This window comes from Nocardioides sp. NPDC054178, from assembly GCF_055585005.1.
Map to the genome: position 1 here is coordinate 1,338,307 of NZ_JBVJKY010000001.1, position 26,054 is coordinate 1,364,360.

A 26,054-nucleotide genomic window follows, 5' to 3' on the forward strand; every position below is an offset into this window, starting at 1 on the left:
GTTACCTCGGTCAGCCTCCAAGGTCACAGATACTGGCCCATCCACGCCTCGACGTCGTCGGCCGTGCGCGGCAGGCCGGCGGAGAGGTTCACGGAGCCGTCCTTGGTGACGACGATGTCGTCCTCGATGCGGATGCCGATGCCGCGCAGCTCCTCGGGGACGAGCTTGTCCTCCTTCTGGAAGTAGAGGCCCGGCTCGACGGTGAGCACCATGCCTTCCTGCAGCGGTCCCTCGATGTAGGTCTCCTTCGACGCGGAGGCGCAGTCGTGGACGTCGAGGCCGAGCATGTGGGAGACGCCGTGGAGGGTCCAGCGGGAGTAGGTCTTGTTGTCCTCCGAGAGCGCCTCGTCGACGGAGACGGGGAGCAGCCCCAGGTCGTCGAGCCCGTGCGCGAGGATCTCCATCGCGGCGAAGTGGCCGGCCCGGAAGGTCACGCCCGGGCGGATCGCCTCGATGCCGGCCTGCTGGGCGTTGTAGACGAGCTCGTAGAGGTTGCGCTGCAGCGGGGTGAACGTCCCGGAGATGGGCAGCGTGCGGGTGATGTCGGCGGTGTAGAGGTTGTGGCCCTCCACACCCATGTCGAGCAGCACCAGCTCACCGGGGACGATCGGGCCGTCGTTGTCGATCCAGTGCAGCGTGGTGGCGTGGGACCCGCCGCCGACGATCGAGTCGTAGCCGAGGTCGTTGCCCTCCGCACGGGCGCGGCGGAAGAAGGTGCCCTCGATCCAGCGCTCGCCGTGCTTCAGCACCTGCTCCCACTCGCGCACCGCGTCGGTGAAGCCGCGCACGGTGATGTCGCAGGCCTCGGTGAGCTCACCGAGCTCCCACTCGTCCTTGATCAGGCGCAGCTCGGAGAGCGCCTTGGCGAACTCCTCGTCGCGGCCGCCCTCGGCCGGACGGACCAGCTTGTCGACGTCGGCCGAGACGCCGCGGAGGACTCGGGTCGGGGTGCTGCCGGAGAGCGCGGACTCGAGCTGGTCGACGTGGCGCACCTCGATGCCCAGCGAGTCGGAGAGCTCCCGGGCGGAGGGACGCGCGCCGGCCCAGAGCGCGCCGTACTGCCGGTCGCGGAAGAACTCGTCGGTGTCGCGACCGCTGCGCGGGCGGGCGTACAGCACCGAGGAGCCGTCGGGCTCGATCACGACGACGGCGTCGGAGGTCTGGTTGCCGGTCAGGTGCACGTGCGCGGTGTCGGCGCGGAAGCGGTAGTCGGTGTCGTTGGCGCGGACCTTGTAGGTGCCGGCCGGGACGACGAGGCGCTCACCCGGGAAGATGCCCGAGAGCCGCTGCCGGCGCGCGGTCGCCCACGGCGTGATCGGATGCTCGGGAACCTCGACCTCGCGGTCGTCCCAGCCCTCCCTCATGAACCTGGACCACGCCTCCGGAACCGTCTGGTCGTGGCTCTCGGTGTGGTCGTCTGCAGGGGTGGGGGCGCCATTGTCCGTCATACCGGAATCGTACGCCGCGCCGGAACGACAACGCTCGTGAGTTCCCAGGCCACGGGGGTCGCGGGGACGTCTTGATCGGTGTCTGGTCGCACGGGCGGCCCGCACGCCCGATAGTCTGGCGCGCATGGGGGCGATCCCGAAGGATCCGACACGAAGCAACCGCACGTTCACCATCGTGGTGGGCGTGCTCGTCGTGCTGACCTCGTTGCCGGTGCTCGGCATCGTTCTGCTGAGCACGAGCCTCGTCAACGACCATCTTGCTCCGACCGGCGCGATCCTGGGAGTGCTCTTCGCCGCCATCCCGGTGGTGCCGCTGGTCTATGCCTTCCTGTGGCTGGACCGCTACGAGCCCGAGCCGAAGTCGCTGCTCGCGCTCGGCCTGGGATGGGGTGCCTTCGTCGCGGTCGCGGCCGCGCTGATCGTGCAGAGCGTGGGGGCGCTGCTCGCCGGGTGGAGCGAGCCGACCCAGCTCGCGATCGTCGCGCCGGTCACCGAGGAGGCGGCCAAGGGCCTCTTCCTCTTCGTGCTGCTGGTCTGGCGCCGCCACCTCCTCGACGGGGTGCTCGACGGGATCGTCTACGCCGGCATGGTCGGCATCGGCTTCGCCTTCACCGAGAACATCCTCTACCTGGGCGGCACCTACAACGGCACGCCGGGCATGGGCGACAGCTCCACGGGACACCTCGGTGAGTTCACCGCCGTCTTCGTGATGCGCTGCCTGTTCAGCCCTTTCGCGCACCCGCTCTTCACCGCCTTCACCGGCATCGGCATCGGCATCGCGGTCGTGACGCGCAAGCGCTGGCTGAAGGTCGTCGCGCCGCTGCTGGGCTACGCCATCGCGGTGCTCGCCCACGGCACCTGGAACGGCTCGACACTGCTCTATGACGGGGCCGGGTTCCTGCTGGCGTACGTCGTGGTGATGGTGCCCGCGTTCGTCTCGATGGTGGTCTTCGCGGTGTGGCGGCGAAAGTCCGAGCGGATCGTGCTGACCCGGTCGCTGACCGACGCGGCTCAACGCGGGCTGATCCCCTACACCGACATCGGCTGGGTGGTCGATCTGCGGCGCCGGGAGCAGGCGCGGAAGTTCGCGGCGACACACGGAGGGGCTCAGGGGGTTGCGGCCATGCGTGAATACCAGCAGGCTGCCATCGAGCTCGGATACTTGCACTGGCGATTCCTGCGCGGCAACCCGCCGCCGGACTTCGCCGCCCGGGGGAGGGCATACGTTGACCGCATCAGTGAGGTACGTCCACACATCGCATTCCCGAGCGGGCAGGTGATGACCGGATGAGTGAAGAACACACACGCGACGACGAAGCTCCGCAGACGGCTCCCGAGGGGGCCCCGGAGCCCCGGCCGGCCGCCTATGAGGCGCTCACCGCGGGGATGCTCGCGGAGAAGCCGACCACCGAGTTCGAGGCCGCCCGGGCCGAGATCGAGGCGTCCGGGGGCGAGGGCAGCCGGATGGTGACCTCGCTCATCCAGCTCCACCAGGCGCTGACCGAGGTCACCCTGCCGCTGGACCTGCCCGGCGCCGACGAGCAGCGGGCCGCCCGGCAGAACATGGTCGAGCAGCTCGAGGACTACGTGATCCCGCGGATGATGACCATCGACGCGCCGCTGCTCGCGGTCGTCGGCGGCTCCACCGGCGCCGGTAAGTCGACGCTGGTGAACTCGCTGGTCGGCACCAAGGTGACCACACCGGGGCTGTTGCGGCCGACGACCCGTTCGCCGGTGCTGGTCCACCACCCCGACGACGGCCGCTGGTTCGGCCAGGACCGTCTGCTCCCCGAGCTGGAGCGGGTCAACCACCCGACCAACGACCCCGGCGCGCTGCAGCTGGTCGCCAGCGACCGGCTCCACCCCGGCCTGGCGATCCTGGACGCGCCCGACGTCGACTCGGTCGAGGAGGCCAACCGGGTGCTCGCGGCCGAGCTGCTCGCCGCGGCCGACCTGTGGGTCTTCGTCACCTCGGCCGCGCGCTACGCCGACCAGGTGCCGTGGGAGTTCCTCCAGCTCGCCGCCAACCGCTCCACCGCGGTGGCCGTGGTGCTCGACCGCACTCCGACCGAGGCCGTCCAGACCGTCGCCGGCCACCTGGCCCGGATGCTCGCCTCGCGCGGGCTCAAGGACTCACCGCTCTTCATCGTCCACGAGGGCGAGGTCTCCGAGCACGGCCTGCTGCCGGCCGAGCACGTCGCCGAGGTGCGTGCCTGGCTCGACATGCTCGCCGACGACGCCAGCGCGCGACACCAGGTCGTCACCCAGACCCTCGACGGTGCGGTGCGGGCGCTGACCCTGGAGGTCCACCCGATCGCCGACACCGCGGACGGTCAGGGAGAGGCCGCGCAGCGGCTGCGTACCGATGCGGACATGGCCTACGACGAAGCGCTCAAGTCGATCATGGCGGCCACCGCCGACGGCACGTTGCTGCGCGGCGAGGTGCTCGCGCGCTGGCAGGAGTTCGTCGGCACCGGGGAGATCCTCAAGGCGCTCGAGACGCGCGTGGGGATGCTCCGCGACAAGATCCTGGGCTCCATCAAGGGCAAGCCGCAGCAGGCCGAGCGGGTGACCGCGGCCGTGCAGGGTGGCCTGGAGATGCTGATCCTGGAGCAGTGCGAGGCGGCTGCCGAGAGGGCCGAGGCGGCCTGGCAGATGAGCCCCGCGGGGCGCGGGCTGCTCGCGGCCGGCCCCGCTGACCTCGGCCGGGCCTCGCGTGCGCTGCGACCCAAGGCCGAGCGTGCGGTGCGCGACTGGCAGCAGGACGTGCTCGACATGGTGCGCAGCGAGGGTCAGGACAAACGTACGACCGCGAAGTTCCTCTCCTACGGCGTCAACGGGCTCGGCGTCGCGCTGATGGTGGTCGTCTTCGCCTCGACCGGAGGAGCGCTCGTCGGTGCCGAGGTGGGCATCGCCGGCGGCACCCTCCTGATCGGTCAGAAGCTGCTGGAGGCGGTCTTCGGCGACCAGGCCGTTCGCGGGCTCGCGTCCAGGGCGCGCAAGGCGCTGGAGGTACGCATCGTGGGGCTCGTCGACGAGGAGCGGGCGCGCTACACGGGTCAGGTCGATGCGCTGCAGATCGACCACGGTGCGCCGGAGCGGCTGCGGCACGCCGCGCGTAAGGTCGGCGACGCCCGTTTCGCCAGCCAGCGCAGCGACGGCTGAGACTTGTCAGGGACTTTAGGGGGATCATTGAGCGGCCTGCTCGAAGGTGCAAAGAACCTGGTCGGCCGAGGTGGGGACCTCGGGGATCGGCTGGACGGACTGACCGCTGCGACCGCAGCGGCGACGGGGCGCCTCGATGACGGACTCGTCGAGGACGCGCGCACGGTGGTCAACAAGGCCCAGGGACGCCTCAAGCTCTCCGCCGACCACACGGTCGTCGGGGTCGCGGGGGCGACCGGGTCGGGCAAGTCGTCCACGTTCAACGCCCTGACCGGGCTGGAGCTCTCCGCCGTCGGTGTCCGGCGGCCGACCACCTCCTGGGCGACCGCCTGCGTGTGGGGCTCGGAGGGCGCTCAGGAGCTGCTCGAGTGGCTGGGCATCCCCGAGCGTCACCAGACCACCCGCGACTCGATGCTCGACACCCGCCGTGAGGGGCACGAGCTCGACGGCGTGGTGCTGCTGGACCTGCCCGACCATGACTCCACCGAGGTCTCCCACCATCTCGAGGTCGACCGGCTGGTCGAGCTCGCCGACATGCTGGTGTGGGTGCTCGACCCGCAGAAGTACGCCGACGCGGCCATCCACGACCGCTACCTGCAGCCGCTGCGCACCCACTCCGAGATCATGGTCGTGGTGCTCAACCACATCGACCGCGTTCCCGAGGACCGTCGTGAGTCGATGCTGGGTGACGTACGCCGCCTGCTCGACCAGGACGGGCTGCGCAACGTCCCGGTGATCCCGGTCTCGGCCAAGCTCGGCTGGGGGATCCCGCAGCTCAAGACCGAGATCGCCCAGCGGGCCGCGGCGAAGCGGGCCAACAAGTCCCGGCTCTCGGCCGATATCAAGACCGCTGCGGTGAAGCTCGCCAAGGCGTCCGGGGACGCCAAGCCGCGTTCCCTGGCCAAGCCCCGGGTCGAGGCCCTCGAGGACGCGATCGCCGAGGCGGCCGGCGTGCCGACCGTGGTGGACGCGGTCGAGCGGTCCGTACGCACCCGGGCCCGTGCGGCCACCGGCTGGCCGCTGGTCTCGTGGGTGTCCCGGCTGAGGCCGGACCCGCTGAAGCGGCTCCACCTGGCGCTGGGGGAGGAGGCGACCCAGCTGGCCGGGCGTGCCCGGACCTCGCTGCCGCAGACCACCGCGGTCGAGCGCGCGCGGGTCGACACCGAGGTGCGTCAGCTGGCCGACGAGGCCGGGGCCGGCCTCGCCTCGCCGTGGCGCGACGCGATCCGGCGTGCGTCGGTCTCGCGGATGGACGATCTCGCCGACCGGCTCGACGCCTCGGTCGGCGGAGTCGACCTGAACGCCGAGCGGCTGCCGCTGTGGACCGGGCTGGTCAAGGGGCTCCAGTGGTTCCTGATCATCCTCGCCACCGTCGGGCTGGTGTGGTCGGTGGCGCTGCTCCTCTCCGGAGCCGCTCAGGTCGGCGACGTGACGCCCTCCGTCGCCGGGGTCGAGCTGCCGTACGTCCTCCTGATCGGGGGTGTCGGGCTCGGGCTGGTGCTGTGGGCGGTGTGTCATCTGCTGGTGATCACCACCGCGCGGCGGCGGGCTCGGGCGGCCGATGCGCGACTGCGTGCGGCGGTCGCCGACGTCTCGCGCGAGCTCGTCGTCGACCCGATCGAGACCGAGCTGGCGGCCTACACCGCCCTCCGGCACGGGGTGGCCAAGGCGCTGCGCTGACCGCTGGACGGGCCGATCACTGTCCACAGGGGCGGTTCGATCCGGGGTTGTCCACAGGTGGACGTACGCCGCCCCGGAACTGTCGGTGGTCGAGCGCAGGGTTGTCTCCGAGGCCCGCACCAGGCGGGCGCGAACACTGAGGAGACAACGATGAACGACTCGATCATCACCCTGCGCGGCAACGTCGGCGCCGACCCCGTCGTGCGGAGCGTCGGCGAGATCTCGGTGGCGAACTTCCGGATCGCGTGCACGCCGCGGAAGCTCAACCGGTCTACCGGTGAGTGGAGCGACGGCGTCACGCAATGGTTCTCGGTGAGCGCCTGGCGACAGCTGGGGGAGAACGTCGGGCGCTCGCTGCGCAAGGGAGACCCCGTCGTCGTCCAGGGGCGGCTCTCGGCCCGCAGCTATGTCAACAAGGACGGGCTCGAGGTCAACACCTTCGAGGTCGAGGCGACCGTCGTCGGCCACGACCTCAACCGCGGGATGTCCAGCATCTCGCGCAACCCGCGTACGTTGGCCGCGGTCGCCGCTCCGGCGCCGGGGCCGCGCGACGACGACGCCGAGCGCGACCCGATCTCCGACTGGCGGGCCCCGGGTGCGGATCCCTGGGAGCAGCAGCCGGCGTCCCCGGACGATGTCGAGGCGCCCGCGGAGACCGAGCACTCCACGGCGGCCTGAGGTGAGCCGGGTGTGCGCCGGTTGTACCGGCGTGCCCCGACCTCATTAGGGTGGAGCCCATGGCCGACTACATCCTCTCCCTGCGCAATGTGCGCAAGGCCCACGGCGACAAGGTCGTCCTCGACAACGTCACCCTCTCGTTCCTGCACGGTGCCAAGATCGGCGTCGTCGGCCCGAACGGCATGGGTAAGTCCTCGCTGCTCAAGCTGATGGCGGGCCTGGACCACCCCAACAACGGCGACATCGTCCGTGACCAGGACGCGACCGTCGGGATGCTCCAGCAGGAGCCGCCGCTGACCGAGGGCAAGACCGTCCTCGAGAACGTCGAGGAGGCGGTCGGCGAGATCAAGACGAAGATGAAGCGCCTCGAGGACGCCTACATGGAGATGGGTGACCCCGACGCCGATCAGGACGCCCTGATGGCCGAGACCGGGGAGCTCCAGACCTACCTGGACAACATCAACGCCTGGGACATCGACTCCAAGCTGGAGCAGGCCATGGACGCGCTGCGCTGCCCCCCGGGTGACGCGATCGTCGACAACCTCTCCGGTGGTGAGCGCCGCCGCGTCGCGCTGTGCAAGCTGCTCCTGCAGGAGCCCGACCTGCTACTGCTCGACGAGCCCACCAACCACCTCGACGCCGAGTCGGTGCAGTGGCTGGAGGGTCACCTCAAGAGCTACAAGGGCGCCGTCCTGGCGGTCACCCACGACCGTTACTTCCTCGACAACGTCGCCGAGTGGATCGCCGAGGTCGACCGCGGCTCGATCCACGGCTACGAGGGCAACTACTCCACCTACCTCGAGACCAAGAAGGACCGCCTCAAGGTCGAGGGCCTCAAGGACGCCAAGCGCGCCAAGATGCTCGAGAAGGAGCTGGAGTGGGTCCGCTCCAACGCCAAGGCCCGCCAGACCAAGTCGAAGTCGCGTCTGGCCCGCTACGAGGAGCTCGCCGCCGAGGCCGACAAGGCCCGCAAGATCGACACCGCCGACATCAACATCCCGCCGGGCCCGCGTCTGGGCGACGTGGTGATGGAGGCCAAGGGTCTGGTCAAGGGCTTCGAGGGCCGCACGCTGTGGGACGACATCTCGTTCTCGCTCCCGCGTGCGGGCATCGTCGGCATCGTCGGCCCCAACGGTGTCGGCAAGACCACGCTGTTCCGGATGATCACCGGCTCCGAGAAGCCCGACGCGGGCGAGCTCAACGTCGGCCAGACGGTGAAGATCTCCTACGTCGACCAGAGCCGCGGCGGCATCGACCCCAACAAGAACGTCTGGGAGGTCGTCTCCGACGGCCTGGACTTCATCAAGGTCGCCAACTTCGAGATGAACTCGCGGGCCTACGTCGCCTCCTTCGGCTTCAAGGGCCCCGACCAGCAGAAGAAGGCCGGCGTGCTCTCCGGTGGTGAGCGTAACCGCCTCAATCTCGCGCTCACCCTGAAGCAGGGCGGCAACATGCTGCTGCTCGACGAGCCCACCAACGACCTCGACGTCGAGACGCTCTCCTCGCTGGAGGACGCGCTGCTCGACTTCCCCGGCTGCGCCGTGGTCACCTCCCACGACCGGTGGTTCCTCGACCGCATCGCCACCCACATCCTCGCCTGGGAGGGCACCGAGGAGAAGGAGGGCGAGTGGTTCTGGTTCGAGGGCAACTTCGAGTCCTACGAGGCCAACAAGATCGAGCGTCTCGGCCAGGAGGCCGCCCGCCCCCACCGCGTCACCCACCGTCGCCTCACCCGCGACTGATCGAACCCCTGCCGACTCGGCGCGTCTGTCTCGGACAGACGCGCCGAGTCGGCGCGTTCTGACCGAAATCCCGGCCGAGTCGGCTCGTTATGACGAGCCGACTCGGCCGGCGTCGGCGTCAGTTTGAGCCGACTCGGCGATCAGGGCGGGGCGTACGCCGTTCACGGCGGGGCTGATCCGGCGCTCGAGGCGCATCGAGCCGGCCACGACGCCGACGCAGCCGACCACCATCAGCGCGATGAACACCGTCGACTGTCCGTGCTCGAGCAGGAACCCGGCCAGGATCGGGCCGACGATCGCGCCGGTCTGGAACGAGGCCGAGTTGATCGCGTTGTAGCGCCCGCGCAGATGGTCGGGTGCCATGTCGTTGGTCAGCGCGGGGTAGGCGGACTGCATCAGCGTCTCGCCGAGGGCGAAGAAGATTCCCTGGAAGGCGACCACACCGACGATGGCGGCGACCGAGCCAGGCACCAGGCCGGTCGCTCCGAACACCACCCAGGCCAGGCCCCAGATCGCGGCGGTGGCGACGAGCACCCGAGTGCGCCGTCGGCCGCTGACCCGGTTCATCACCCAGAACTGGGCGAGCACGATCACTGCGCAGTTCACCACGAACGCGAACCCGACGACCCGGGTCGATACCTCGGAGATCTGGCGTGAGTAGGCCGGGAACCCGCTCTCGATCTGGCCGTAGCCCAGGGTCGAGAGCAGCACCCCGATCACCACCAGCCAGATGACCTCGGGGCGGCGCAGGATCGTGGCGTACGACGCGGTCGCGTCGGGCTCGTCGTCGGCCGGACGCGCGGCGCGGCCGTGGAGATGACGCAGCGGGCCGAGCAGGACCAGGGCCGGGATCATGAAGGTGGCGGCGTTGGCGAGGAAGGCGTAGGTGAACGTCTCGGGCTGGGTCACGTCGATGAAGAGACCACCGATGACGCCGCCGACGCCGATGCCGAGGTTGATCAGCGCGAAGTTCACCCCGTAGTAGCGCTGCCGGAGCTCGCCCTCGACCACGGTGGCGACCAGGGCGTTGGCGGCGGGCCAGGACACCCCGGCCTGGACGCCCAGCAGGCACAGCGCCGCCGCGGCGAGCACCGGGGTGGTGGCGAAGGCGAGCATGACGTCACCGGCGATCGCGCACACCAGGCCGCCCAGGATCACCGGACGGGCTCCGTACCTGTCGATCAGGCTGCCCGCGGGGCCGGTGACCACGAAGCCGACGATGGCGATCAGGCCCATCAGGGTGCCGGCGAGGCCGAGGTCGAAGCCGCGTACCTCGTGGAGGTAGATGATCGTGAACGGCAGCGTCATCCCGCGACCGAGGAGCTGGATCGCAACCGTCGACAGGAGCCAGCGGCCCTCGCGGGGAAGCGCGGCTATGAAGTCACGGAGACCGAGAGCAGGGGGAGTCGACACCGCCCAATCTTCGCCTTTACCCGCAGCCGTGGCGAATTGTTTCTGAGGCCCAGGAAGCCTCGTGCCGGGCTAAGGTCCTGGCTCGTTCTACCGATGGTCCCGACTGTTTTAGGGGCTCTCGTCCCGGGTGTTCATCGAACCTTCGGTGACAACTTCCTCGCCGTTATGGGGTGCCAGTGCACCGAACAGCCCGGAGACAGGGCTAACGTAATGCCCCGTGGGTGATGAGACTCGGTGGCTGGATGAAGAGCAACAGCGCTCGTGGCGTGCGCTGATGATGGGGATGACTCTGCTCGATGATCGCTTGGACGCCGATCTACGCACCCGCTTCGACATCTCGCTCCCGGAGTACGAGATCCTCGTCCGTCTCTCCGAGAACGACGGCGCCATGCGGATGGCTCAGCTGGCCGACTCCCTGGCCCACTCGCGCTCCCGGATCACGCACACGATCACCCGGATGGAGCGTGCCGGGCTGGTCGAGCGCCGCAACTCCGCCGAGGACGGCCGCGGCGTCGTCGCCACCCTCTCCGATCGCGGCTTCGAGCTGCTGCGCGAGGCGGCTCCTGTCCACGTCACCGGCGTACGCGACTACCTCATCGATCTGGTCAGCCCGGAAGACTTCGCCGCGCTGGGGCGCGTGATGAACACCGTCTCCGACCACCTCATCAGCGACCGCCCCGGCATCGAGATGCGCTGAAATCAGCCGAGTCGGCGCGTCATGACGCGCCGACTCGGCTGATTCTTCGGTTAATTTGCGCCGACTCGGTCAGACGTCAGATGCGCTCGAGGATCATCGCCATGCCCTGGCCGCCGCCGACGCACATGGTGATCAGACCGGTGGTCTTGTCGTGCCAGTCGAGGCTGTTGAGCATGGTGTTCTGCAGGCGCGCACCGGTCATGCCGAAGGGGTGACCGACGGCGATGGCGCCACCGTTGATGTTGAGGCGGTCGATGTCGATGCCGAGGTCCTGGTAGGACGGGATCACCTGGGCCGCGAAGGCCTCGTTGATCTCGACCAGGTCGATGTCGCCGATCGACATGCCGGCGTACTTCAGCGCGTTGCGGGTCGCCTCGACCGGGCCGAGGCCCATGATCTCGGGGGAGAGGCCGGAGACGCCGGTGGACACGATCCGGGCCAGCGGGGTGACGCCGAGCTCGGCGGCCTTGGTGTCGGACATGACCACGACCGCGGCGGCGCCGTCGTTGAGGGCGCAGCAGTTGCCGGCGGTGACGGTGCCGTCCTCGCGGAAGACCGGCTTGAGGCCGGAGATGGCCTCCAGGGTCACGCCGGCGCGGGGACCGTCGTCGGCCGAGACGACCGTGCCGTCAGGGGTGGTGACCGGAGTGATCTCGCGGGCCCAGAAGCCGTCGGCGATGGCCTTCTCGGCGAGGTTCTGGGAGCGTACGCCGAACTCGTCCATCTCCTGGCGGGAGATGCCGCGCGAGGTGGCGAGGTTCTCCGCGGTCTGGCCCATCGCGATGTAGACGTCCGGCAGCAGGCCGTCCTCGCGCGGGTCGTGCCACTTCTCGTTGGACGCGGCGGTCGCGGCGGTGCGCGACTGGGCGTCGTCGAAGAGGTGGTTGACGGTGTCGGGCAGGTGGTCCGAGGTGCCCTTGACGAAGCGGGACACCGTCTCGACACCGGCCGAGACGATGATGTCGGCCTCGCCGGCCTTGATCGCGTGCAGCGCCATCCGCGAGGTCTGCACCGAGGAGGAGCAGTAGCGGGTGATGGTCGCGCCGGGCACCTTGTCCCAGCCGTTCAGCACCGAGACGACCCGGCCCATGTTGTTGCCGGACTCACCTCCCGGCAGGCCACAGCCCAGCAGCAGGTCGTCGATGTCGTTGGGGTCGAGACCCTCGACCTTCCCGACGGCCTCCTTGGTGATGAGGGCCGCAAGGTCGTCCGGACGGAAGTCCTTCAGAGATCCCTTGTTGGCGCGCCCGATCGGGGTACGGGCGGCGGCGACGATGACTGCCTCAGGCATGAACACTCCCGGGTTACTGGTGAGTAGAAAGCGATGTGGTCGACACCATACTCGCCCGGACCCGGCGTTGAGACCAGGCCCAGTGCCCAAGATGATCTGGAAGGATCGGTCGCGTGCGCCACCTCTACGAATGCCCCATGCGCTGGGCCGACCTCGACATGCTGGGTCACGTCAACAACGTCGTCTACGTCGACTACCTCCAAGAGGCTCGCGTGGACATGCTGCGCACGCACGCGCGGAGCCCGCAGACCCAGGGTCTGGCCGAGGGGGTCGTGGTGGCCAGTCACCAGGTCACCTACGTCGCGCCGCTGCTCTTCGACTTCACGCCGGTCTACGTCGAGTCGTGGGTGACCGACCTCCGGGCGGCGAGCTTCACGATGGCCTACGAGATCTTCCGCGACCAGCCCGACGGCACCCGCAAGGTCTTCCTGCGGGCGAGCACGGTCCTGGCGCCGTACGTCTTCGCCACCGAGTCGCCTCGCCGGCTCAAGCCCGAGGAGAAGGCCAACCTGCAGCCGTACCTCGAGGGCTACCCGGAGGAATGGTCGCCGAAGCCGCTCGCGCTGGGCGAGCCGAAGCGGCTCGAGGAGGGGCGCTTCCCGCTCTACGTCCGCTTCTCCGACGTCGATGCCTACGGGCACGTGAACAACGTGAAGTACTTCGAGTACTTCCAGGAGTCGCGGCTGGCGCTGATGAAGCGGCTCAGCTCCCACGCCGAGGTCAAGGCCTGGCCCTCGGTCGTGGTCGCGCAGACCGACGTCACCTATCACGCGCCGGTCCTGGCTCGCTCGGAGCCGTACGACGTGTGGAGCTACGTCTCCCGGCTGGGCACCAAGTCGATGACGATCGAGTCGGAGATCGCCGACGGAGACCTCCGGCTCGCCCGCGGACAGGTCACGCTGGTCTTCTACGACCTGGAGTCCGGGAAGGCCGTCGAGCCCAGCCCGCAGGTGCGTGCGGCCGTCGAGGCCGTTCTCTAGGGAGCCTCAGTCGCGCCGGTCGTCGTCGCAGACGTCGCGGCGGTCGTAGCGGTCGTAGCGGTGCTCGTCGCGGCGGTCGCGCCGGCAGTCGTCATCCGTGTCGCTGTCGCGGTCGCCGTACCAACCGTCCGCGTCGTTCCACGCGCTCCAGTCCCAGCCGTCCTGGGTGGCCGTGAAGTCCTGCCCGGGCATCGAGGGGACCTGGCCCGAGGGCTTGCCCGGCTTCTCCCCGGCGCGCGTCTTCCGGGCGCTCAGCGGGCTCCCCTCGGCGGGCTGTCGTGAGTCGGGCGCCGACTCGGGCGGCGCGAGCAGGTCGCGGGAGGCGAGCTGGGTCGCCGTCGAGGCGTCGGGCGGAGGAGGCAGCGTGCCGACGGAGCTGTCCTCGGCGGCGTCGACGGGCTCGGGCGGACCCGTCGGGTCGTCGAGCACCGTCTGTGGGCCGGTCGCCTGCTGCGCGGGCCGGCTCGCCTGGTCCGGTCCGATCGACTGAAGGCCCCCGATGAGCAGTGCCATCGCGACGGTGGCGACTACGGCAAGCCCGACTCCGACGATAGCCCGCTGAATTGCCCGCATGCGTCCTCCGAGAGCGCTCTGATCGACAAAAGTTCTGCTTGAGTCCAGTAGCCTCCCAGTGCTTGCAGCGGATGTCGAGAAGCGGGACCTTTGTCAGCGTTTCCTGAGCCGCGTGGCCAGCATCGCGCGGCGTTCGGAGATCCGCTGCCACACGTACTGCTGGATGAGGAGCGTCAGCCAGCCGGCGATCGCCATGCCGGAGACGTTGAGGACGAGCTGCAGGGTGCTGCCCCAGACCTCATCGCCCAGCCCGAAGGCGAGGCCGAGGGCCACGTTGGCGGCCGCCGGGATGGTGGTCACCGAGATGAACACGCCGGACAGGTTGCCCGACCGGGCGGAGGTCAGCGCGAGCACCCCGGCGGCGGCCGCGATCAGCGCCACGATGAAGGACCACTTGTCGGGGGTGTAGATGAACGCGGTTCCCGGTCGCTCCGCGGTGACGTTCGCCGCCGTGATCCAGCCCAGGCCGCGGGCGACGAGCGCGGCCAGCGTGGTCACTGCGATGCCGACCGCGAACCCCGCCAGCAACGTACGCAGCGACTGGCCCAGCAGCCCGAAGCGGCGGCGCACCAGGGCGACCCCGAGGGCGGCGATCGCGCCGAACTCGGGCCCGATGACCATCGCCCCGATGACCAGGATCTGGGAGTCGAGGACGATCGCTATGCCGGCCAGCATCGTGGCCAGGCTGATCAGGCTCAGGAAGGTCCAGTTGGTCTCGGAGTCCTCGTAGGCCCGCTGGGTCACGTCGGCCCAGACCACCGAGTCGGCGCTGCTGCCCGGCGCGAGGTGGTCGGCGGCCAGGCCCGCCTCGGACATCCACGTCTGCACGGGCTCGACGTGGAGACTTCCCTCTCGGGGGATGCCGAGCTCGCGGAGCCGGTCGATGATGTCGTTGGAGGCCTCCCGGGCGACCGCGGCCAGCACCACATCGCCCTCGGGACGCAGCGAGGCTCCCGGCAACGACGAGAGCTCGCTGACCGCAGGATCGGCGGTGAGGATCTCGAGGACCTCGGGTGTCAGGTGCGTCGGCGAGGTGATCCGCAGCTGCAGCATGGGCACATTGTTGCGTGTGCGGGAGTCAGATCCAGTTGCGGCGGCGGAAGAGGACGTAGAGGACGACGTTGACCGTGAGCATCAGCCCGAGCGCCATGAAGTAGCCGTAGCGCCACTGCAGCTCGGGCATGAAGTCGAAGTTCATGCCGTAGACGGTGCCGACCAGCGTGGGCGCGAACAGGATCGCCGCCCAGCCGGAGATCTTCTTGACCTCGTCGTTCTGCTGCACGCTGAGCTCGCTGAGCGCCTTCATCTCCTCGTTCTGCTGCTGGGCGACGAGGGTGGCGTTGACGGTGAGGATGTCGCGCAGCAGGTTGCGGAACTCGTCGATCTGCTCGACGGTGCCGATCACGTGGTCCTCGACGTCGCGCAGGTAGCGCTGGAGCTCCTCGTCGGTGCGGTACTTGGAGAAGCCGGCGGCCAGGGAGCGTACGACGCCCAGGAGCGGCCGGGTCGCCCGCTGGAACTCGACCACCTCGCGGGAGAGCTCGTAGATGCGCCGGGACACCTGGGTGTCGCCGCGGAACATCTCGGTCTCGATCTCGTCGATGTCGTTGGCGAGCCCGGCCACGACCGGCGCGTAGCCGTCGACGACGCGGTCGAGGATGGCGTACAGCACCGCCTCGGGGCCGAGGCGGAGCAGGTCGGGGTTGCTCTCCATCCGGCGGCGAACGGGGGAGAGGTCGGGCTGGTTGCCGTGGCGCACGGTGAGGACGAAGTCGGGGCCGACGAAGAGGTGCAGCTCGCCGAAGTCGATGTCCTCGGTCTCGTCGACGTACCAGGCGGCACGCAGCACCACGAAGAGCGTCTCGTCGTAGCGCTCGATCTTGGGTCGCTGGTGAGCCACGATCGCGTCCTCCACGGCGAGCTCGTGCAGGCCGAACTCCTCGGCCAGCGAGGCCAGCTCGTGCTGGGTGGGCTGGTAGAGGCCGATCCAGGCCATCGCGTCGTCGTGGGCGTGGAGGGAGCGGTACGTCTCGGCGAGCGTCGAGGGTGAGTCGACGCGGTCGCCACCGACGTAGACAGCACTGTCGATCATGCTGCCGCGGGCCACCGGTGCCGGTGTCGAGGACCGACCACCGCCGTGCTGCGCGGGGATCATCGGCGGGTCGGCACGGCGCTGCTTGGTGAGTGCGCGCAGGGTCTTGAACGGGCGCTCGGACATGGTGGCCTCCTGAAGTGTTGCGAGCGAGCGGGCGACGCGGAAACGCGTCGCGCCGGCCCGGGCACGAACTCGTGGTGGCCGGACCGGTCAGGGCGAGGTGGTACTCGGAGGTTGACCGTCCATGGCGGCCACCTCCTCTCTTCCTCGCTCGCGGGCAACGGCCCGACGGACTGCTCGTTCGCACGCAGCCACCTGCGCACCAGGACAGGTTATGGCGTCCGTGTGCGGCACGAGAAGTCGCCGAGGCGTCAGGGAACCGTCAAGGTCGTCCGGTGCGGCCGGAGCAGGCGTAAGGGTTCCGTCAACGCGGCCGGAAACGGCCCGATGCGGGTCTGGAATGGAGGCGTGTCAGACCTCATCTACATCCTCCTCACGCTCGCGTGCTTCGCCGGGCTCGCCCTGCTGGTCGGCCTGATCGACCGCCGGCTGGGCTCGCCCGAGCCAGCCGCGGACGACGTCGCCGCCGACGTCGCTGCCGACGCCGCCGACGACGCAGCGGGCGTGAGCGTCCCCCACGACAACCGGATCCCCGGAGCCGCCCGATGAACGCCACGCTCGCAGCGGTGCTGCAGATCCTGGCCCTGGTCGCAGCGCTGGCGCTCAGCGTGCCGCTCCTGGGCCGCTACCTCGCCCACATCTACACCAGCCCCAGGCACCTGCGCGCCGAGACGGCGGCCTACAAGGCCCTCAAGGTCGATGCCGACGCCGACCAGCACTGGCGTTCCTACGCGATGTCCGCGCTGGGCTTCTCGCTGGTCGGGATCCTGTTCCTGTTCGCCTTCGGGCGGCTGCAGAACCTGCTGCCGCTCGACGGCGGCTTCGACCCGTTGCCCAGCGACGGGGCCTGGAACACCGCGGTCTCGTTCGTGACCAACACCAACTGGCAGTGGTACTCGGGTGAGGCGGCCACCGGCCACCTGATCCAGATGGCCGGACTCGCGGTGCAGAACTTCGTCTCCGCCGCGGTCGGTCTCTCCGTCGCCGCGGCCTTCGCCCGCGGGCTGGCCCGGACACGCCACCAGGGACGGATCGGCAACTTCTGGGTCGACCTGGTGCGGACGACGCTCCGGGTGCTGCTGCCGGCGGCGTTCGTCGTCGCGATCGTGCTGGTCGCGGCCGGGGCGGTGCAGAACCTGCACGCCGTGCACGAGATGAGCACGCTGACCGGGGGCAGCCAGTCCCTGACCGGTGGCCCGGTCGCCAGCCAGGAGGCGATCAAGGAGCTCGGCACCAACGGTGGCGGGTTCTACAACGCCAACTCCGCCCACCCCTTCGAGAACCCCAACCCGTTCACCAACCTGCTCGAGATCTGGGCGATCCTGGTGCTGCCGTTCTCGATGGCCTGGGCGTTCGGCCTGATCGTCAAGGACAAGCGCCAAGGGGGTGCGGTGCTGGCCACGATGGCGACCCTTCTCACCGCAGGCATCGCCCTGCTGACCTGGGCGGAGATGGCCGGTCCCGGCACCGCGCCGCAGCTCGCCGGCGCCGCGATGGAGGGCAAGGAGACCCGTTTCGGCGAGGCCGCCACGGCGCTCTTCGCCGCGGCCACCACCGGCACCTCGACCGGCGCCGTCAACGGCATGCACGAGAGCCTGACAGCCCCCGGCGGCGGTGTCGCGCTGTTCGGCATGATGCTCGGCGAGATCGCGCCCGGAGGGGTCGGTTCCGGTCTCTACGGCATGCTCATGCTCGCCGTGGTCACGGTCTTCCTGTGCGGCCTGATGGTGGGACGTACGCCTGAGTACCTGGGCAAGAAGATCAGCCGTGACGAGATGGTGCTGGTCGCGGTCTACATCCTGACCACCCCGATCCTGGTGCTGGTGGGCGCGGCGATCGCGCTGACCGCTCCGGCAGGGCTGGCCGGTCTCTCGACCGACGGTCCGCACGGCCTCTCCGAGGCGCTGTACGCCGTCACCAGCGCCGCCAACAACAACGGCTCCGCCTTCGCCGGGATCACCTCGGGCACCCCGTTCTGGAACACGCTGCTCGGATTGCTGATGCTGTTCGGCCGGTTCGTCCCGATGGTCTTCGTGCTCGCCCTGGCCGGCCGGTTCGCGACCGCCAACCGGCTGCCGGACAACGCCGGCACCCTGCCCACCCACCGCCCGCTCTTCGTAGGCCTGCTGACCGGCGTCGCGCTGGTCGTGGTCGGCCTGACCTTCGTCCCGGCTCTCATGCTGGGCCCGATCGTGGAGTCCCTGTCATGACCCAGACCCCCGTACGTACCCCTGAAGAACGCACCGAGCACCACACCCATGTCGAGGCGACCCCGTCGGTGCTCACGGCCAAGCAGATCGCCGAGGCGGTGCCTGGTGCGCTGCGCAAGCTGGATCCCCGCAAGCTGGTGGCCACCCCGGTCATGCTCGTGGTCGAGATCGGTGCGGCCGCCACGACCGTCATGTCGGTCCTCGACCCGTCGGTGATGGGCTGGCTCGTGACCGTCTGGCTCTGGCTCACCGTCGTCTTCGGCGCCCTGGCCGAGTCGGTCGCCGAGGGCCGCGGCAAGGCGCAGGCGGCCTCGCTCCGCGCGCTCCAGACCGAGACGACCGCGCGACGCCTGCACGGTGGTCTCGGCGCCGAGGAGCTCGTCGCCTCGACCGACCTGCGCGCCGGCGACGTCGTCGTGGTCGAGGCCGGCGAGCGGATCCCCGGTGACGGTGACGTCATCGAGGGTGTCGCCAGCGTCGACGAGAGCGCTGTGACCGGCGAGTCGGCCCCGGTGATCCGCGAGTCCGGTGGTGACCGCTCTGCCGTCACCGGCGGCACCCTGGTCCTCTCGGACCGGATCGTCGTCCGGATCACCTCCGACCCGGGCCACTCCTTCGTGGACCGGATGATCGCCCTGGTCGAGGGCTCGGAGCGGCAGCGTACGCCGAACGAGATCGCTCTCAACGTGCTCCTGACCAGCCTGACCGTCATCTTCGTGGTCGTCTGCTGGAGCCTCTACTACCTGGCCGACTACTCCGACGCCCACCAGTCGTGGCTGGTGCTCACCGCGCTGCTGGTCTGCCTGATCCCGACGACCATCGGCGCCCTGCTGAGCGCGATCGGCATCGCCGGCATGGACCGGCTCGTCCGCCGCAACGTCCTGGCGATGTCGGGTCGGGCCGTCGAGGCGGCCGGTGACGTGGACGTGCTCCTGCTCGACAAGACCGGCACGATCACCTACGGCAACCGGCAGGCGTACGAGATCATCCCGGTCACCGGGGTCACGCTGACCGGCGCGGAGAACGCCGCGGTCCTGGCCAGCCTCTCCGACCAGACCCCGGAGGGCCGCAGCATCCTCACGCTGGTCGGGAGATCGATGGGCGGGCCCGCGGACGCCACGATGGTCGAGTTCTCCGCCACGACCCGGATGTCCGGTCTGGACAGCCCCGGCCTGAGCGTACGCAAGGGCGCGGCGTCCGCGGTGGCGGCCTGGGTCAAGGAGAACGGCGGCCAGGTGCCCCCGGAGACCGCGGTGGTCGTCTCGGAGATCGCCGAGAGCGGTGGCACCCCGCTCGTCGTCGCCGAGCATCGCAACAACGACCCGGCACGGGTGCTGGGTGTCGTTCACCTCAAGGACGTCGTCAAGGACGGCATCCGGGAGCGGTTCGACGAGCTGCGTGCGATGGGCATCAAGACGGTGATGATCACCGGTGACAACGCGGCCACCGCCCGGGCCATCGCCAAGGAGGCCGGCGTCGACGACGTCCTAGCCGAGGCGACCCCGGAGGACAAGCTCGCGCTGATCCGCCGCGAGCAGCGCGGCGGGCGGATGGTCGCGATGTGCGGCGACGGCACCAACGACGCGCCCGCGCTGGCCCAGGCCGACGTCGGTGTCGCGATGAACACGGGGACGACCGCGGCCAAGGAGGCCGGCAACATGGTCGACCTCGACTCCGACCCGACCAAGCTCATCGACGTGGTCGAGATCGGCAAGCAGCTGCTGATCACCCGGGGCGCGCTGACCACGTTCTCGGTGGCCAACGACGTCGCGAAGTACTTCGCGATCCTGCCGGCGATGTTCGTCGGCGTCTTCCCCGCGCTGGACGTCCTCAACATCATGCGGCTGTCCTCGCCGGAGTCTGCCATCGTCTCCGCGGTCGTCTTCAACGCGCTGATCATCGTCGGGCTCATCCCGCTGGCGCTGCGCGGCGTCCGCTACCGGCCCTCCTCGGCGTCTGCCCTGCTGCGGCGCAACCTGCTGCTCTACGGGGTCGGCGGCCTGATCGTGCCGTTCGTCGGGATCAAGCTGCTCGACCTCGTCATCTCTCTCATCCCAGGACTGTGAACATGTCAGATCTCTTTGCCCTGCTACGCCACTCCCTCGCCGGGCTCCGCGTGCTCCTCGCCGCGACCCTGCTGTGTGGGATCGCCTACCCGCTCGTCGTCACCGGTGTCGCCCAGGCCGCCTTCGGGTGGCGTGCCGACGGCTCCCTGGTCACCGAGTCGGGGGCGCACACCGACGACCCCGCCGAGGCGGTCGGCTCGGCCCTGATCGGTCAGCGCAACGCCGACGAGGGGCTCTTCTACCCACGACCCAGCGCCGCCGGCGACGGCTGGGACACGCTGTCCACCTACGGCTCCAACCTCGGCCCGGAGGACCCGGACCTGGTCAAGGCGATCAAGGAGCGCCAGCGCGAGATCGCCGCGCGCGAAGGCGTCTCGGTCGACCAGGTTCCCGCCGACGCCGTCACCGCCTCCGCATGCGGCATCGACCCGGACATCTCGCCGGCTTACGCAGCCCTCCAGGTGTCCCGGGTGGCCCGCGCCAACGGGCTCGCGGAGGAGACGGTGGCGGCGCTGGTGGCCGACCACACCGACGGCCGCACCTTCGGGTTCCTCGGTGAGCCGCGGGTCAATGTGCTCGAGCTCAACATCGCGGTGCGTACGCACAGGGTCGAGTAGGGCACGGGGTTGAATAGGGACGTGCAGACCACGTCGACGGAAGGCCCGTCCCCGCGAAAGCGGGGGCGGCTGACCGTCTATCTCGGAGCCGCGCCAGGGGTCGGCAAGACGTACGCCATGCTCGGCGAGGCGCAGCGGCGCCAGGCGCGGGGGACCGATGTGGTGGTCGGGTTCGTCGAGACCCACGACCGCAGCAACACCGCGCGCCAGATCGACGGGCTCGAGGTGATCCCCCGCCGAGAGGTCGGCTATCGCGGGGCGACCTTCACCGAGCTCGACGTGGAGGCGGTGATCGCTCGTGACCCGAAGGTCGTCTGTATCGACGAGCTCGCGCACACCAACGTTCCCGGCAGCCACCACACCAAGCGGGCCCAGGACGTCGAGCAGATCCGGGCGGCGGGGATCGACGTGATCACCACGGTCAACATCCAGCACCTGGAGTCGCTCAACGACGAGGTCGAGCGGATCACCGGCGTTCGCCAGCGGGAGACCGTGCCCGACGAGGTGGTCCGCACCGCCGACCAGATCCAGCTCGTCGACATGGCGCCCGACGCGCTGCGGCGGCGGATGGCCCACGGCAACATCTACAAGCCCGAGAACATCGACGCGAGCCTGACCTCCTACTTCCGGGTCGGCAACCTGACCGCGCTGCGCGAGCTGGCGCTGCTGTGGCTGGCCGACCGGGTCGACGACGCCCTCGGCGACTATCGGCGCGAGCACCGGATCGAGCACCCCTGGCCGACCAAGGAGCGGATCGTGGTCGCGGTCACCGGCGGGCCGGAGTCGGAGACGCTGCTGCGGCGGGCGGCCCGGCTCTGCCAGCGCGCGAAGGGATCCGAGCTGTTGGCGGTGCACGTGGTCACCTCCGACGGGCTGGCCAGGCCGGAGGCCGGGTCGATCGAGCGCGTCCAGGCGCTGACCGCGTCGCTGGACGGCACCTTCCACAGCGTCGTCGGAGAGGACGCGGCCTCCGCCGTCGTCGACTTCGCGACCGGCGCCAACGCCACCATGATCATCGTCGGTGTCTCTCGGCACGGGCGGTTGCGACGGCTGTTCACCGGCACCACCGGAGACCGGATCGCGGCCGCGGCCGGCTCGATCGACGTACATCTGGTCACCCACGCCGAGATCGCCCGGGGCTCGCGGGACCGTGGCGGCCTCGGCTCGCCGCTCAGCCGCACCCGGCAGGCTCTGGGGTGGCTGTGCGCGATCCTGGTGCCCTCGGCCCTGGTCTGGCTGCTCCACCACGACGGTATCGAGGGCGACATCTCCAACCAGCTCCCGTTGGCCAGCATGCTGCTGCTCGCCGCCACCGTGCTGGTCGCGCTCGTCGGCGGTCGCTGGCCGGCGGTGGCCGCCGCTCTCGCCGGTTTCCTCCACCTCAACTGGTGGTTCACCCAGCCCGTACGCCGCTTCACTATCGCCGAGCCGCGCAACCTGGTGATGCTGGTGATCTTCGTCGCGGTCGCGGTCGGTGTCGCCACCGTCGTCGACCGGGCCTCGCGGCGCGCGGCCGAAGCCCGCCAGGCCAGGGGAGAGGCGGCGACGATGGGGGCACTGTCGCGCTCGGTGCTCACCGGGCAGGACACCGCCGAGGCGATCGTGAGCCGGGTGCGCGAGACCTTCGCGCAGCAGGCGGTGGTGCTGCTGGAGGAGACGCCGCAGGGATGGGTGCGGCTGGCCGGTGCCGGGATCGGCTATCCGGCGGACCCGAACCAGGGCGACGCCCAGGTCGCCGTCGACGACACCCACGTGATCGTCCTGCGCGGCACCCCGCTGCGGGCGAGCGACCGACGGGTCCTGGAGGCCTTCGCGGTCCAGACGTCGCTGGTGCTGGAGCACCGTCGCCTGCGCGACCAGGCCGACCGTGCACTCGCCCTGGAGCGGGCCGAGCAGACCTCGACGGCGCTGCTCCGCGCCGTCTCCCACGACCTGCGTACGCCGCTGGCCACCATGCGGGCAGCCCTCGACGGTCTCCTCGTGGGCCGGGTGCCGGAGGAGGACCGCAAGGAGCTCGTCGAGTCGGCCGCCACCTCCGCCGACCAGCTGGAGTCGCTCATCGACAACCTCCTCGACCTCTCCCGGGTCGAGGCCGGCCTGGTGCACCCCGCGATGCGGGACGTCAGCCTGGAGGAGTCGCTGCCGATGGCGGTCGCCGGCCTGCCTCCGGGCTCGATCGCCTTCGAGGTCGGCGAGGACACCCCGCTCGTACGGACCGACTCGGGCCTGCTCGAGCGCATCGTCGCCAACCTGGTCGGCAACGCGGTCCGGGTCAGCCGCCAGGGACCCCGCGTCGGCGAGCCGGTGCGGGTCCTGGCGCACGAGACACCGGAGACTGTGGAGGTGATGATCGTCGATCGTGGACCGGGGGTGCCCGAGGACCAGCGGGAGCGGATGTTCGAGCCGTTCCAGCGCCTCGACGACACCTCGGCCGGTGGCCTGGGGCTGGGCCTGGCGGTGGCCAGGGGCCTGAGCGAGGCGCTGGGCATCCAGCTGTCGGCCGAGGACACTCCCGGTGGCGGCCTGACCATGGTCGTCGCGGTGCCGCGGGCGAACGCCCGATGAGCCGCGTACTCGTCGTCGACGACGAGCCCGCTCTGCTGCGGGCGCTCGCCATCAACCTGCGCGCCGCCGGCTGGGAGGTCGAGACGGCGGTCGACGGGCGTTCTGCGCTCGCGGCCGCGGCGGCGACCCGACCCGACGTCGTCCTGCTCGACCTCGGGCTCCCCGACCTGGACGGCACCGAGGTGATCGAGGGGCTCCGCGGCTGGACCCAGGTGCCGGTGGTCGTGCTCTCCGCGCGCCAGCACGGTGACGACAAGATCGAGGCGCTCGACCTGGGCGCCGACGACTACGTGACCAAGCCGTTCGCGATGAACGAGCTGATGGCCCGCCTGCGAGCGGCCGTCCGGCGTTCTCAGGAGTCCGCGCCCCCGGCCGCGACCACCCTCAGCGTCGGCGACCTGGAGATCGACTTCGCCCGCAAGCGGGTCCACCGTGCCGGTGAGGACGTGCGACTGACCCCGACCGAGTGGTCCTTCCTGGAGCTCTTGGCCCGCAACGTCGGCCGGCTGGTGCCCCGCGACCAGATCCTCAAGGAGGTCTGGGGCCCGGCGTACGCCAAGGAGACCCACTACCTACGCGTCTACGCCGCTCAGCTCCGCCGCAAGCTCGAGGACGACCCCGCCCACCCGCGCTACCTCGTCACCACGCCGGGAGTCGGCTACACCCTCGACCCGGGCGAGTAGCCGAGGCCGCGACCCCGAGGGCCGGCAGAGCACCCGCCACGCGGAATCTTGACGGAATCCTTACGCCTTCCCGCGGGGCTCGGATGCCGCATCCGGGTGGATCGGCCAGAAGAATTGATCCCGTGACCGCAGTGACCACGGCGAGCAGCGTCCCGGACGCGGCCGAGCCCGCCGAGACCCCCGAGAAGAAGCATCCGTGGTGGCAGGTGATGTGCCTGACCGGTGTCGACTACTTCTCGACGCTGGGCTACCAGCCGGGCATCGCGGCGCTCGCTGCCGGGCTGCTCTCGCCGATCGCGACCCTGGTCCTGGTCGGGCTGACGCTGCTCGGCGCGCTGCCGGTCTACCGCCGGGTGGCGGCCGAGAGCCCGCACGGTCAGGGCTCGATCGCGATGCTGGAGCGGCTGCTGTCGCGCTGGGGTGGCAAGGCGTTCGTGCTCGCCCTGCTGGGCTTCGCGGCCACCGACTTCATCATCACGATGACCCTCTCGGCCGCCGACGGCGCCGCGCACGTGGTGGAGAACCCGCTCTTCCCCTCCACCTGGCACGGGCACAACATGGTGATCACCCTGGTGCTGCTGGCCGCGCTCGGGGCCGTCTTCTTCAAGGGCTTCAAGGAGGCGATCGGGATCGCGGTCGGCCTGGTGACGACCTTCCTCGCCCTCAACGCCGTCGTCATCGTCGTCGGCCTCGTCCACGTGTTCAGCAACCCGAGCGTCTTCACCCGCTGGAACGACGCGCTCTTCCTCGAGCACGGCAACGTCACGACGATGATCGCCGTCTCGCTGCTCGTCTTTCCCAAGCTCGCCCTCGGGATGAGCGGCTTCGAGACCGGTGTCGCGGTGATGCCGCAGGTCGAGGGCGACAGGAGCGACACCGAGGAGGACCCGGCAGGGCGGATCCGCGGCACCAAGAAGCTGCTCACCGCGGCCGCCCTGACGATGAGCGTGTTCCTGATCGCCTCCTCCTGGGTGACCACCCTGCTGATCCCGGCGGAGGCCTTCGAGGAGGGCGGCGGGGCCAACGGCCGCGCGCTGGCCTACCTCGCGCACGACTACCTCGGCAGCGCCTTCGGGACGGCGTACGACATCTCGACCATCCTCATCCTGTGGTTCGCCGGCGCCTCGGCGATGGCCGGTCTGCTCAACCTGATCCCGCGCTACCTGCCTCGCTACTGGATGTCACCGGAGTGGGCGGCCGCGACCCGGCCGCTGGTCGTGACCATCTCTGCGGCAGCGTTCCTGATCACCTGGATCTTCGACGCCGACGTGGACGCCCAGGGCGGTGCGTACGCCACCGGTGTCCTGGTCCTCATGCTGTCGGCCGCGGTGGCGGTCACCCTGGCTGCGCGCAAGGCCGGCCAGCGGGTCCGGACGGTGCTGTTCGGCCTGATCGCGGCCGTGTTCGCCTACACCACGGTCTCCAACGTGATCGAGCGCCCCGACGGCGTCAAGATCGCCGCCTGCTTCATCGCCGCGATCATCGGCGTCTCGCTCATCTCCCGGATCATGCGCTCCTTCGAGCTGCGCGTCACCGGCGTCGAGCTGGACAGGAGGGCCGAGACGTTCCTGCGGGAGTGCGCCCGCCGCCAGATCCGGCTGATCGCCAACGAGCACGAGGGCACCGAGGGCCCGGAGGAGTACGAGGACAAGCTCCGCCAGATCGTCGCCGACAACGACCTGGCCGACGAGACCGACCTCGTCTTCGTCGAGGTGCTCGTCACCGACCCGTCAGACTTCGAGGGCACCCTGAAGGTACGCAGCGAGGTGATCGGGAGCCGTCGGGTGCTGCGTCTGGAGGCACCGTCAGTGCCCAACGCGCTGGCCGCGGTCCTGCTCCACGTCCGCGACGTCACCGGCGTGGTGCCGCACATCTACTTCGAGTGGACCGAGGGCAACCCGGCGCTCAACCTGCTGCGGTTCCTGTTCATCGGGGTCGGCGAGGTCGCTCCGACCACCCGGGAGATCCTGCGGCGCGCCGAGCCGGACCGGACCCGCCGGCCCCACGTGCACGTGGGCTGATCAACGCCCC

The 26,054-nt window shown here is 70.1% G+C and carries 20 protein-coding genes; 14 read left to right on the forward strand and 6 right to left on the reverse strand.

Translation table 11 applies throughout. The features are described 5' to 3' along the window. Window positions 1-23 precede the first annotated feature (23 nt). Entirely contained in the window at window positions 24-1,448 is a 1,425-nt protein-coding gene (locus tag ACZ6WN_RS06380; protein ID WP_465863435.1) for an aminopeptidase P family protein, read from the reverse strand. Window positions 1,449-1,572: 124 nt separating this feature from the next. Here ACZ6WN_RS06380 and ACZ6WN_RS06385 point away from each other — a divergent pair, with 124 nt between their 5' ends. The 5 genes from ACZ6WN_RS06385 (at window position 1,573) to ettA (ending at window position 8,713) form a co-directional block, all read left to right on the forward strand. Then, window positions 1,573-2,739, forward strand: coding sequence for a PrsW family intramembrane metalloprotease (locus ACZ6WN_RS06385; protein ID WP_465863436.1), 1,167 nt, complete (start codon window positions 1,573-1,575; stop codon window positions 2,737-2,739). Then, window positions 2,736-4,613 carry an ABC transporter gene (locus ACZ6WN_RS06390; protein WP_465863437.1) on the forward strand — a complete coding sequence of 626 codons (1,878 nt, stop codon included), beginning with the start codon at window positions 2,736-2,738 and terminating at the stop codon, window positions 4,611-4,613. Before ACZ6WN_RS06385 ends, ACZ6WN_RS06390 begins: the two co-directional genes overlap by 4 nt. Before the next feature lie 27 nt (window positions 4,614-4,640). Next, entirely contained in the window at window positions 4,641-6,293 is a 1,653-nt protein-coding gene (locus ACZ6WN_RS06395; RefSeq protein WP_465863438.1) for a GTP-binding protein, read from the forward strand. 150 nt (window positions 6,294-6,443) lie between these two features. Further along, a complete protein-coding gene (gene ssb / locus ACZ6WN_RS06400; RefSeq protein ID WP_465863440.1) occupies window positions 6,444-6,971 on the forward strand; it encodes a single-stranded DNA-binding protein in 528 nt (175 codons plus the stop codon). 59 nt (window positions 6,972-7,030) lie between these two features. After that, the gene (gene ettA, locus ACZ6WN_RS06405; RefSeq protein WP_465863442.1) at window positions 7,031-8,713 is read left to right on the forward strand and encodes an energy-dependent translational throttle protein EttA; all 1,683 of its coding nucleotides are present in this window, start codon (window positions 7,031-7,033) and stop codon (window positions 8,711-8,713) included. Between the two features lie 87 nt (window positions 8,714-8,800). Here the strand turns inward: ettA and ACZ6WN_RS06410 are convergent, their stop codons facing one another. Next, window positions 8,801-10,126, reverse strand: a complete 1,326-nt coding sequence (locus ACZ6WN_RS06410) for an MFS transporter (RefSeq protein WP_465863444.1) — start codon at window positions 10,124-10,126, stop codon at window positions 8,801-8,803. Between the two features lie 217 nt (window positions 10,127-10,343). Here ACZ6WN_RS06410 and ACZ6WN_RS06415 point away from each other — a divergent pair, with 217 nt between their 5' ends. After that, entirely contained in the window at window positions 10,344-10,823 is a 480-nt protein-coding gene (locus tag ACZ6WN_RS06415; protein ID WP_465863446.1) for a MarR family winged helix-turn-helix transcriptional regulator, read from the forward strand. A 76-nt stretch (window positions 10,824-10,899) separates the two neighbouring features. On the opposite strand, the gene ACZ6WN_RS06420 is transcribed toward ACZ6WN_RS06415, so the two are convergent. Next, window positions 10,900-12,114 (reverse strand): acetyl-CoA C-acetyltransferase, encoded by a 1,215-nt coding sequence (locus ACZ6WN_RS06420; protein WP_008363437.1) that lies wholly within the window; start codon window positions 12,112-12,114, stop codon window positions 10,900-10,902. A gap of 113 nt (window positions 12,115-12,227) precedes the next feature. On the opposite strand from ACZ6WN_RS06420, the gene ACZ6WN_RS06425 reads away from it, so the two are divergent. Further along, the gene (locus tag ACZ6WN_RS06425) at window positions 12,228-13,094 is read left to right on the forward strand and encodes an acyl-CoA thioesterase (RefSeq protein ID WP_465863448.1); all 867 of its coding nucleotides are present in this window, start codon (window positions 12,228-12,230) and stop codon (window positions 13,092-13,094) included. A gap of 6 nt (window positions 13,095-13,100) precedes the next feature. Here the strand turns inward: ACZ6WN_RS06425 and ACZ6WN_RS06430 are convergent, their stop codons facing one another. The 3 genes from ACZ6WN_RS06430 to corA form a co-directional block, all read right to left on the reverse strand. Continuing rightward, a complete protein-coding gene (locus tag ACZ6WN_RS06430) occupies window positions 13,101-13,607 on the reverse strand; it encodes a hypothetical protein (protein WP_465863450.1) in 507 nt (168 codons plus the stop codon). 153 nt (window positions 13,608-13,760) lie between these two features. Beyond that, on the reverse strand, window positions 13,761-14,720 hold the full coding sequence (locus ACZ6WN_RS06435) for a DUF389 domain-containing protein (RefSeq protein WP_465863451.1): 960 nt from the start codon (window positions 14,718-14,720) through the stop codon (window positions 13,761-13,763). 25 nt (window positions 14,721-14,745) lie between these two features. After that, window positions 14,746-15,885: a magnesium/cobalt transporter CorA gene (gene corA / locus ACZ6WN_RS06440; RefSeq protein WP_465863453.1), complete on the reverse strand. Its 1,140-nt coding sequence runs from the start codon at window positions 15,883-15,885 to the stop codon at window positions 14,746-14,748. 345 nt (window positions 15,886-16,230) lie between these two features. On the opposite strand from corA, the gene ACZ6WN_RS06445 reads away from it, so the two are divergent. The 7 genes from ACZ6WN_RS06445 (at window position 16,231) to ACZ6WN_RS06475 (ending at window position 26,044) form a co-directional block, all read left to right on the forward strand. After that, a complete protein-coding gene (locus tag ACZ6WN_RS06445; RefSeq protein ID WP_465863455.1) occupies window positions 16,231-16,431 on the forward strand; it encodes a hypothetical protein in 201 nt (66 codons plus the stop codon). Beyond that, entirely contained in the window at window positions 16,428-18,092 is a 1,665-nt protein-coding gene (kdpA, locus tag ACZ6WN_RS06450) for a potassium-transporting ATPase subunit KdpA (RefSeq protein WP_465863457.1), read from the forward strand. Before ACZ6WN_RS06445 ends, kdpA begins: the two co-directional genes overlap by 4 nt. Beyond that, window positions 18,089-20,158, forward strand: a complete 2,070-nt coding sequence (gene kdpB / locus ACZ6WN_RS06455) for a potassium-transporting ATPase subunit KdpB (protein WP_465863459.1) — start codon at window positions 18,089-18,091, stop codon at window positions 20,156-20,158. Before kdpA ends, kdpB begins: the two co-directional genes overlap by 4 nt. Before the next feature lie 2 nt (window positions 20,159-20,160). Further along, the gene (kdpC, locus tag ACZ6WN_RS06460) at window positions 20,161-20,775 is read left to right on the forward strand and encodes a potassium-transporting ATPase subunit KdpC (protein ID WP_465863461.1); all 615 of its coding nucleotides are present in this window, start codon (window positions 20,161-20,163) and stop codon (window positions 20,773-20,775) included. 21 nt (window positions 20,776-20,796) lie between these two features. After that, entirely contained in the window at window positions 20,797-23,340 is a 2,544-nt protein-coding gene (locus ACZ6WN_RS06465) for a DUF4118 domain-containing protein (RefSeq protein WP_465863463.1), read from the forward strand. Continuing rightward, the gene (locus ACZ6WN_RS06470; RefSeq protein ID WP_465863464.1) at window positions 23,337-24,023 is read left to right on the forward strand and encodes a response regulator; all 687 of its coding nucleotides are present in this window, start codon (window positions 23,337-23,339) and stop codon (window positions 24,021-24,023) included. Before ACZ6WN_RS06465 ends, ACZ6WN_RS06470 begins: the two co-directional genes overlap by 4 nt. 122 nt (window positions 24,024-24,145) lie before the next feature. Continuing rightward, window positions 24,146-26,044: an APC family permease gene (locus tag ACZ6WN_RS06475; RefSeq protein WP_465863466.1), complete on the forward strand. Its 1,899-nt coding sequence runs from the start codon at window positions 24,146-24,148 to the stop codon at window positions 26,042-26,044. Window positions 26,045-26,054: the final 10 nt, after the last annotated feature.

Coding starts and splice junctions, on each gene's coding strand:
- ettA (WP_465863442.1), top strand. CDS start 7,031: ATGGCCGACTACATCCTCTCCCTGCGCAATGTGCGCAAGGCCCACGGC.
- ACZ6WN_RS06435 (WP_465863451.1), bottom strand. CDS start 14,720: ATGCTGCAGCTGCGGATCACCTCGCCGACGCACCTGACACCCGAGGTC.
- kdpC (WP_465863461.1), top strand. CDS start 20,161: ATGTCAGATCTCTTTGCCCTGCTACGCCACTCCCTCGCCGGGCTCCGC.
- ssb (WP_465863440.1), top strand. CDS start 6,444: ATGAACGACTCGATCATCACCCTGCGCGGCAACGTCGGCGCCGACCCC.
- corA (WP_465863453.1), bottom strand. CDS start 15,885: ATGTCCGAGCGCCCGTTCAAGACCCTGCGCGCACTCACCAAGCAGCGC.
- ACZ6WN_RS06380 (WP_465863435.1), bottom strand. CDS start 1,448: ATGACGGACAATGGCGCCCCCACCCCTGCAGACGACCACACCGAGAGC.
- ACZ6WN_RS06385 (WP_465863436.1), top strand. CDS start 1,573: ATGGGGGCGATCCCGAAGGATCCGACACGAAGCAACCGCACGTTCACC.
- ACZ6WN_RS06470 (WP_465863464.1), top strand. CDS start 23,337: ATGAGCCGCGTACTCGTCGTCGACGACGAGCCCGCTCTGCTGCGGGCG.
- kdpA (WP_465863457.1), top strand. CDS start 16,428: ATGAACGCCACGCTCGCAGCGGTGCTGCAGATCCTGGCCCTGGTCGCA.
- ACZ6WN_RS06430 (WP_465863450.1), bottom strand. CDS start 13,607: ATGGCACTGCTCATCGGGGGCCTTCAGTCGATCGGACCGGACCAGGCG.
- ACZ6WN_RS06390 (WP_465863437.1), top strand. CDS start 2,736: ATGAGTGAAGAACACACACGCGACGACGAAGCTCCGCAGACGGCTCCC.
- ACZ6WN_RS06420 (WP_008363437.1), bottom strand. CDS start 12,114: ATGCCTGAGGCAGTCATCGTCGCCGCCGCCCGTACCCCGATCGGGCGC.
- kdpB (WP_465863459.1), top strand. CDS start 18,089: ATGACCCAGACCCCCGTACGTACCCCTGAAGAACGCACCGAGCACCAC.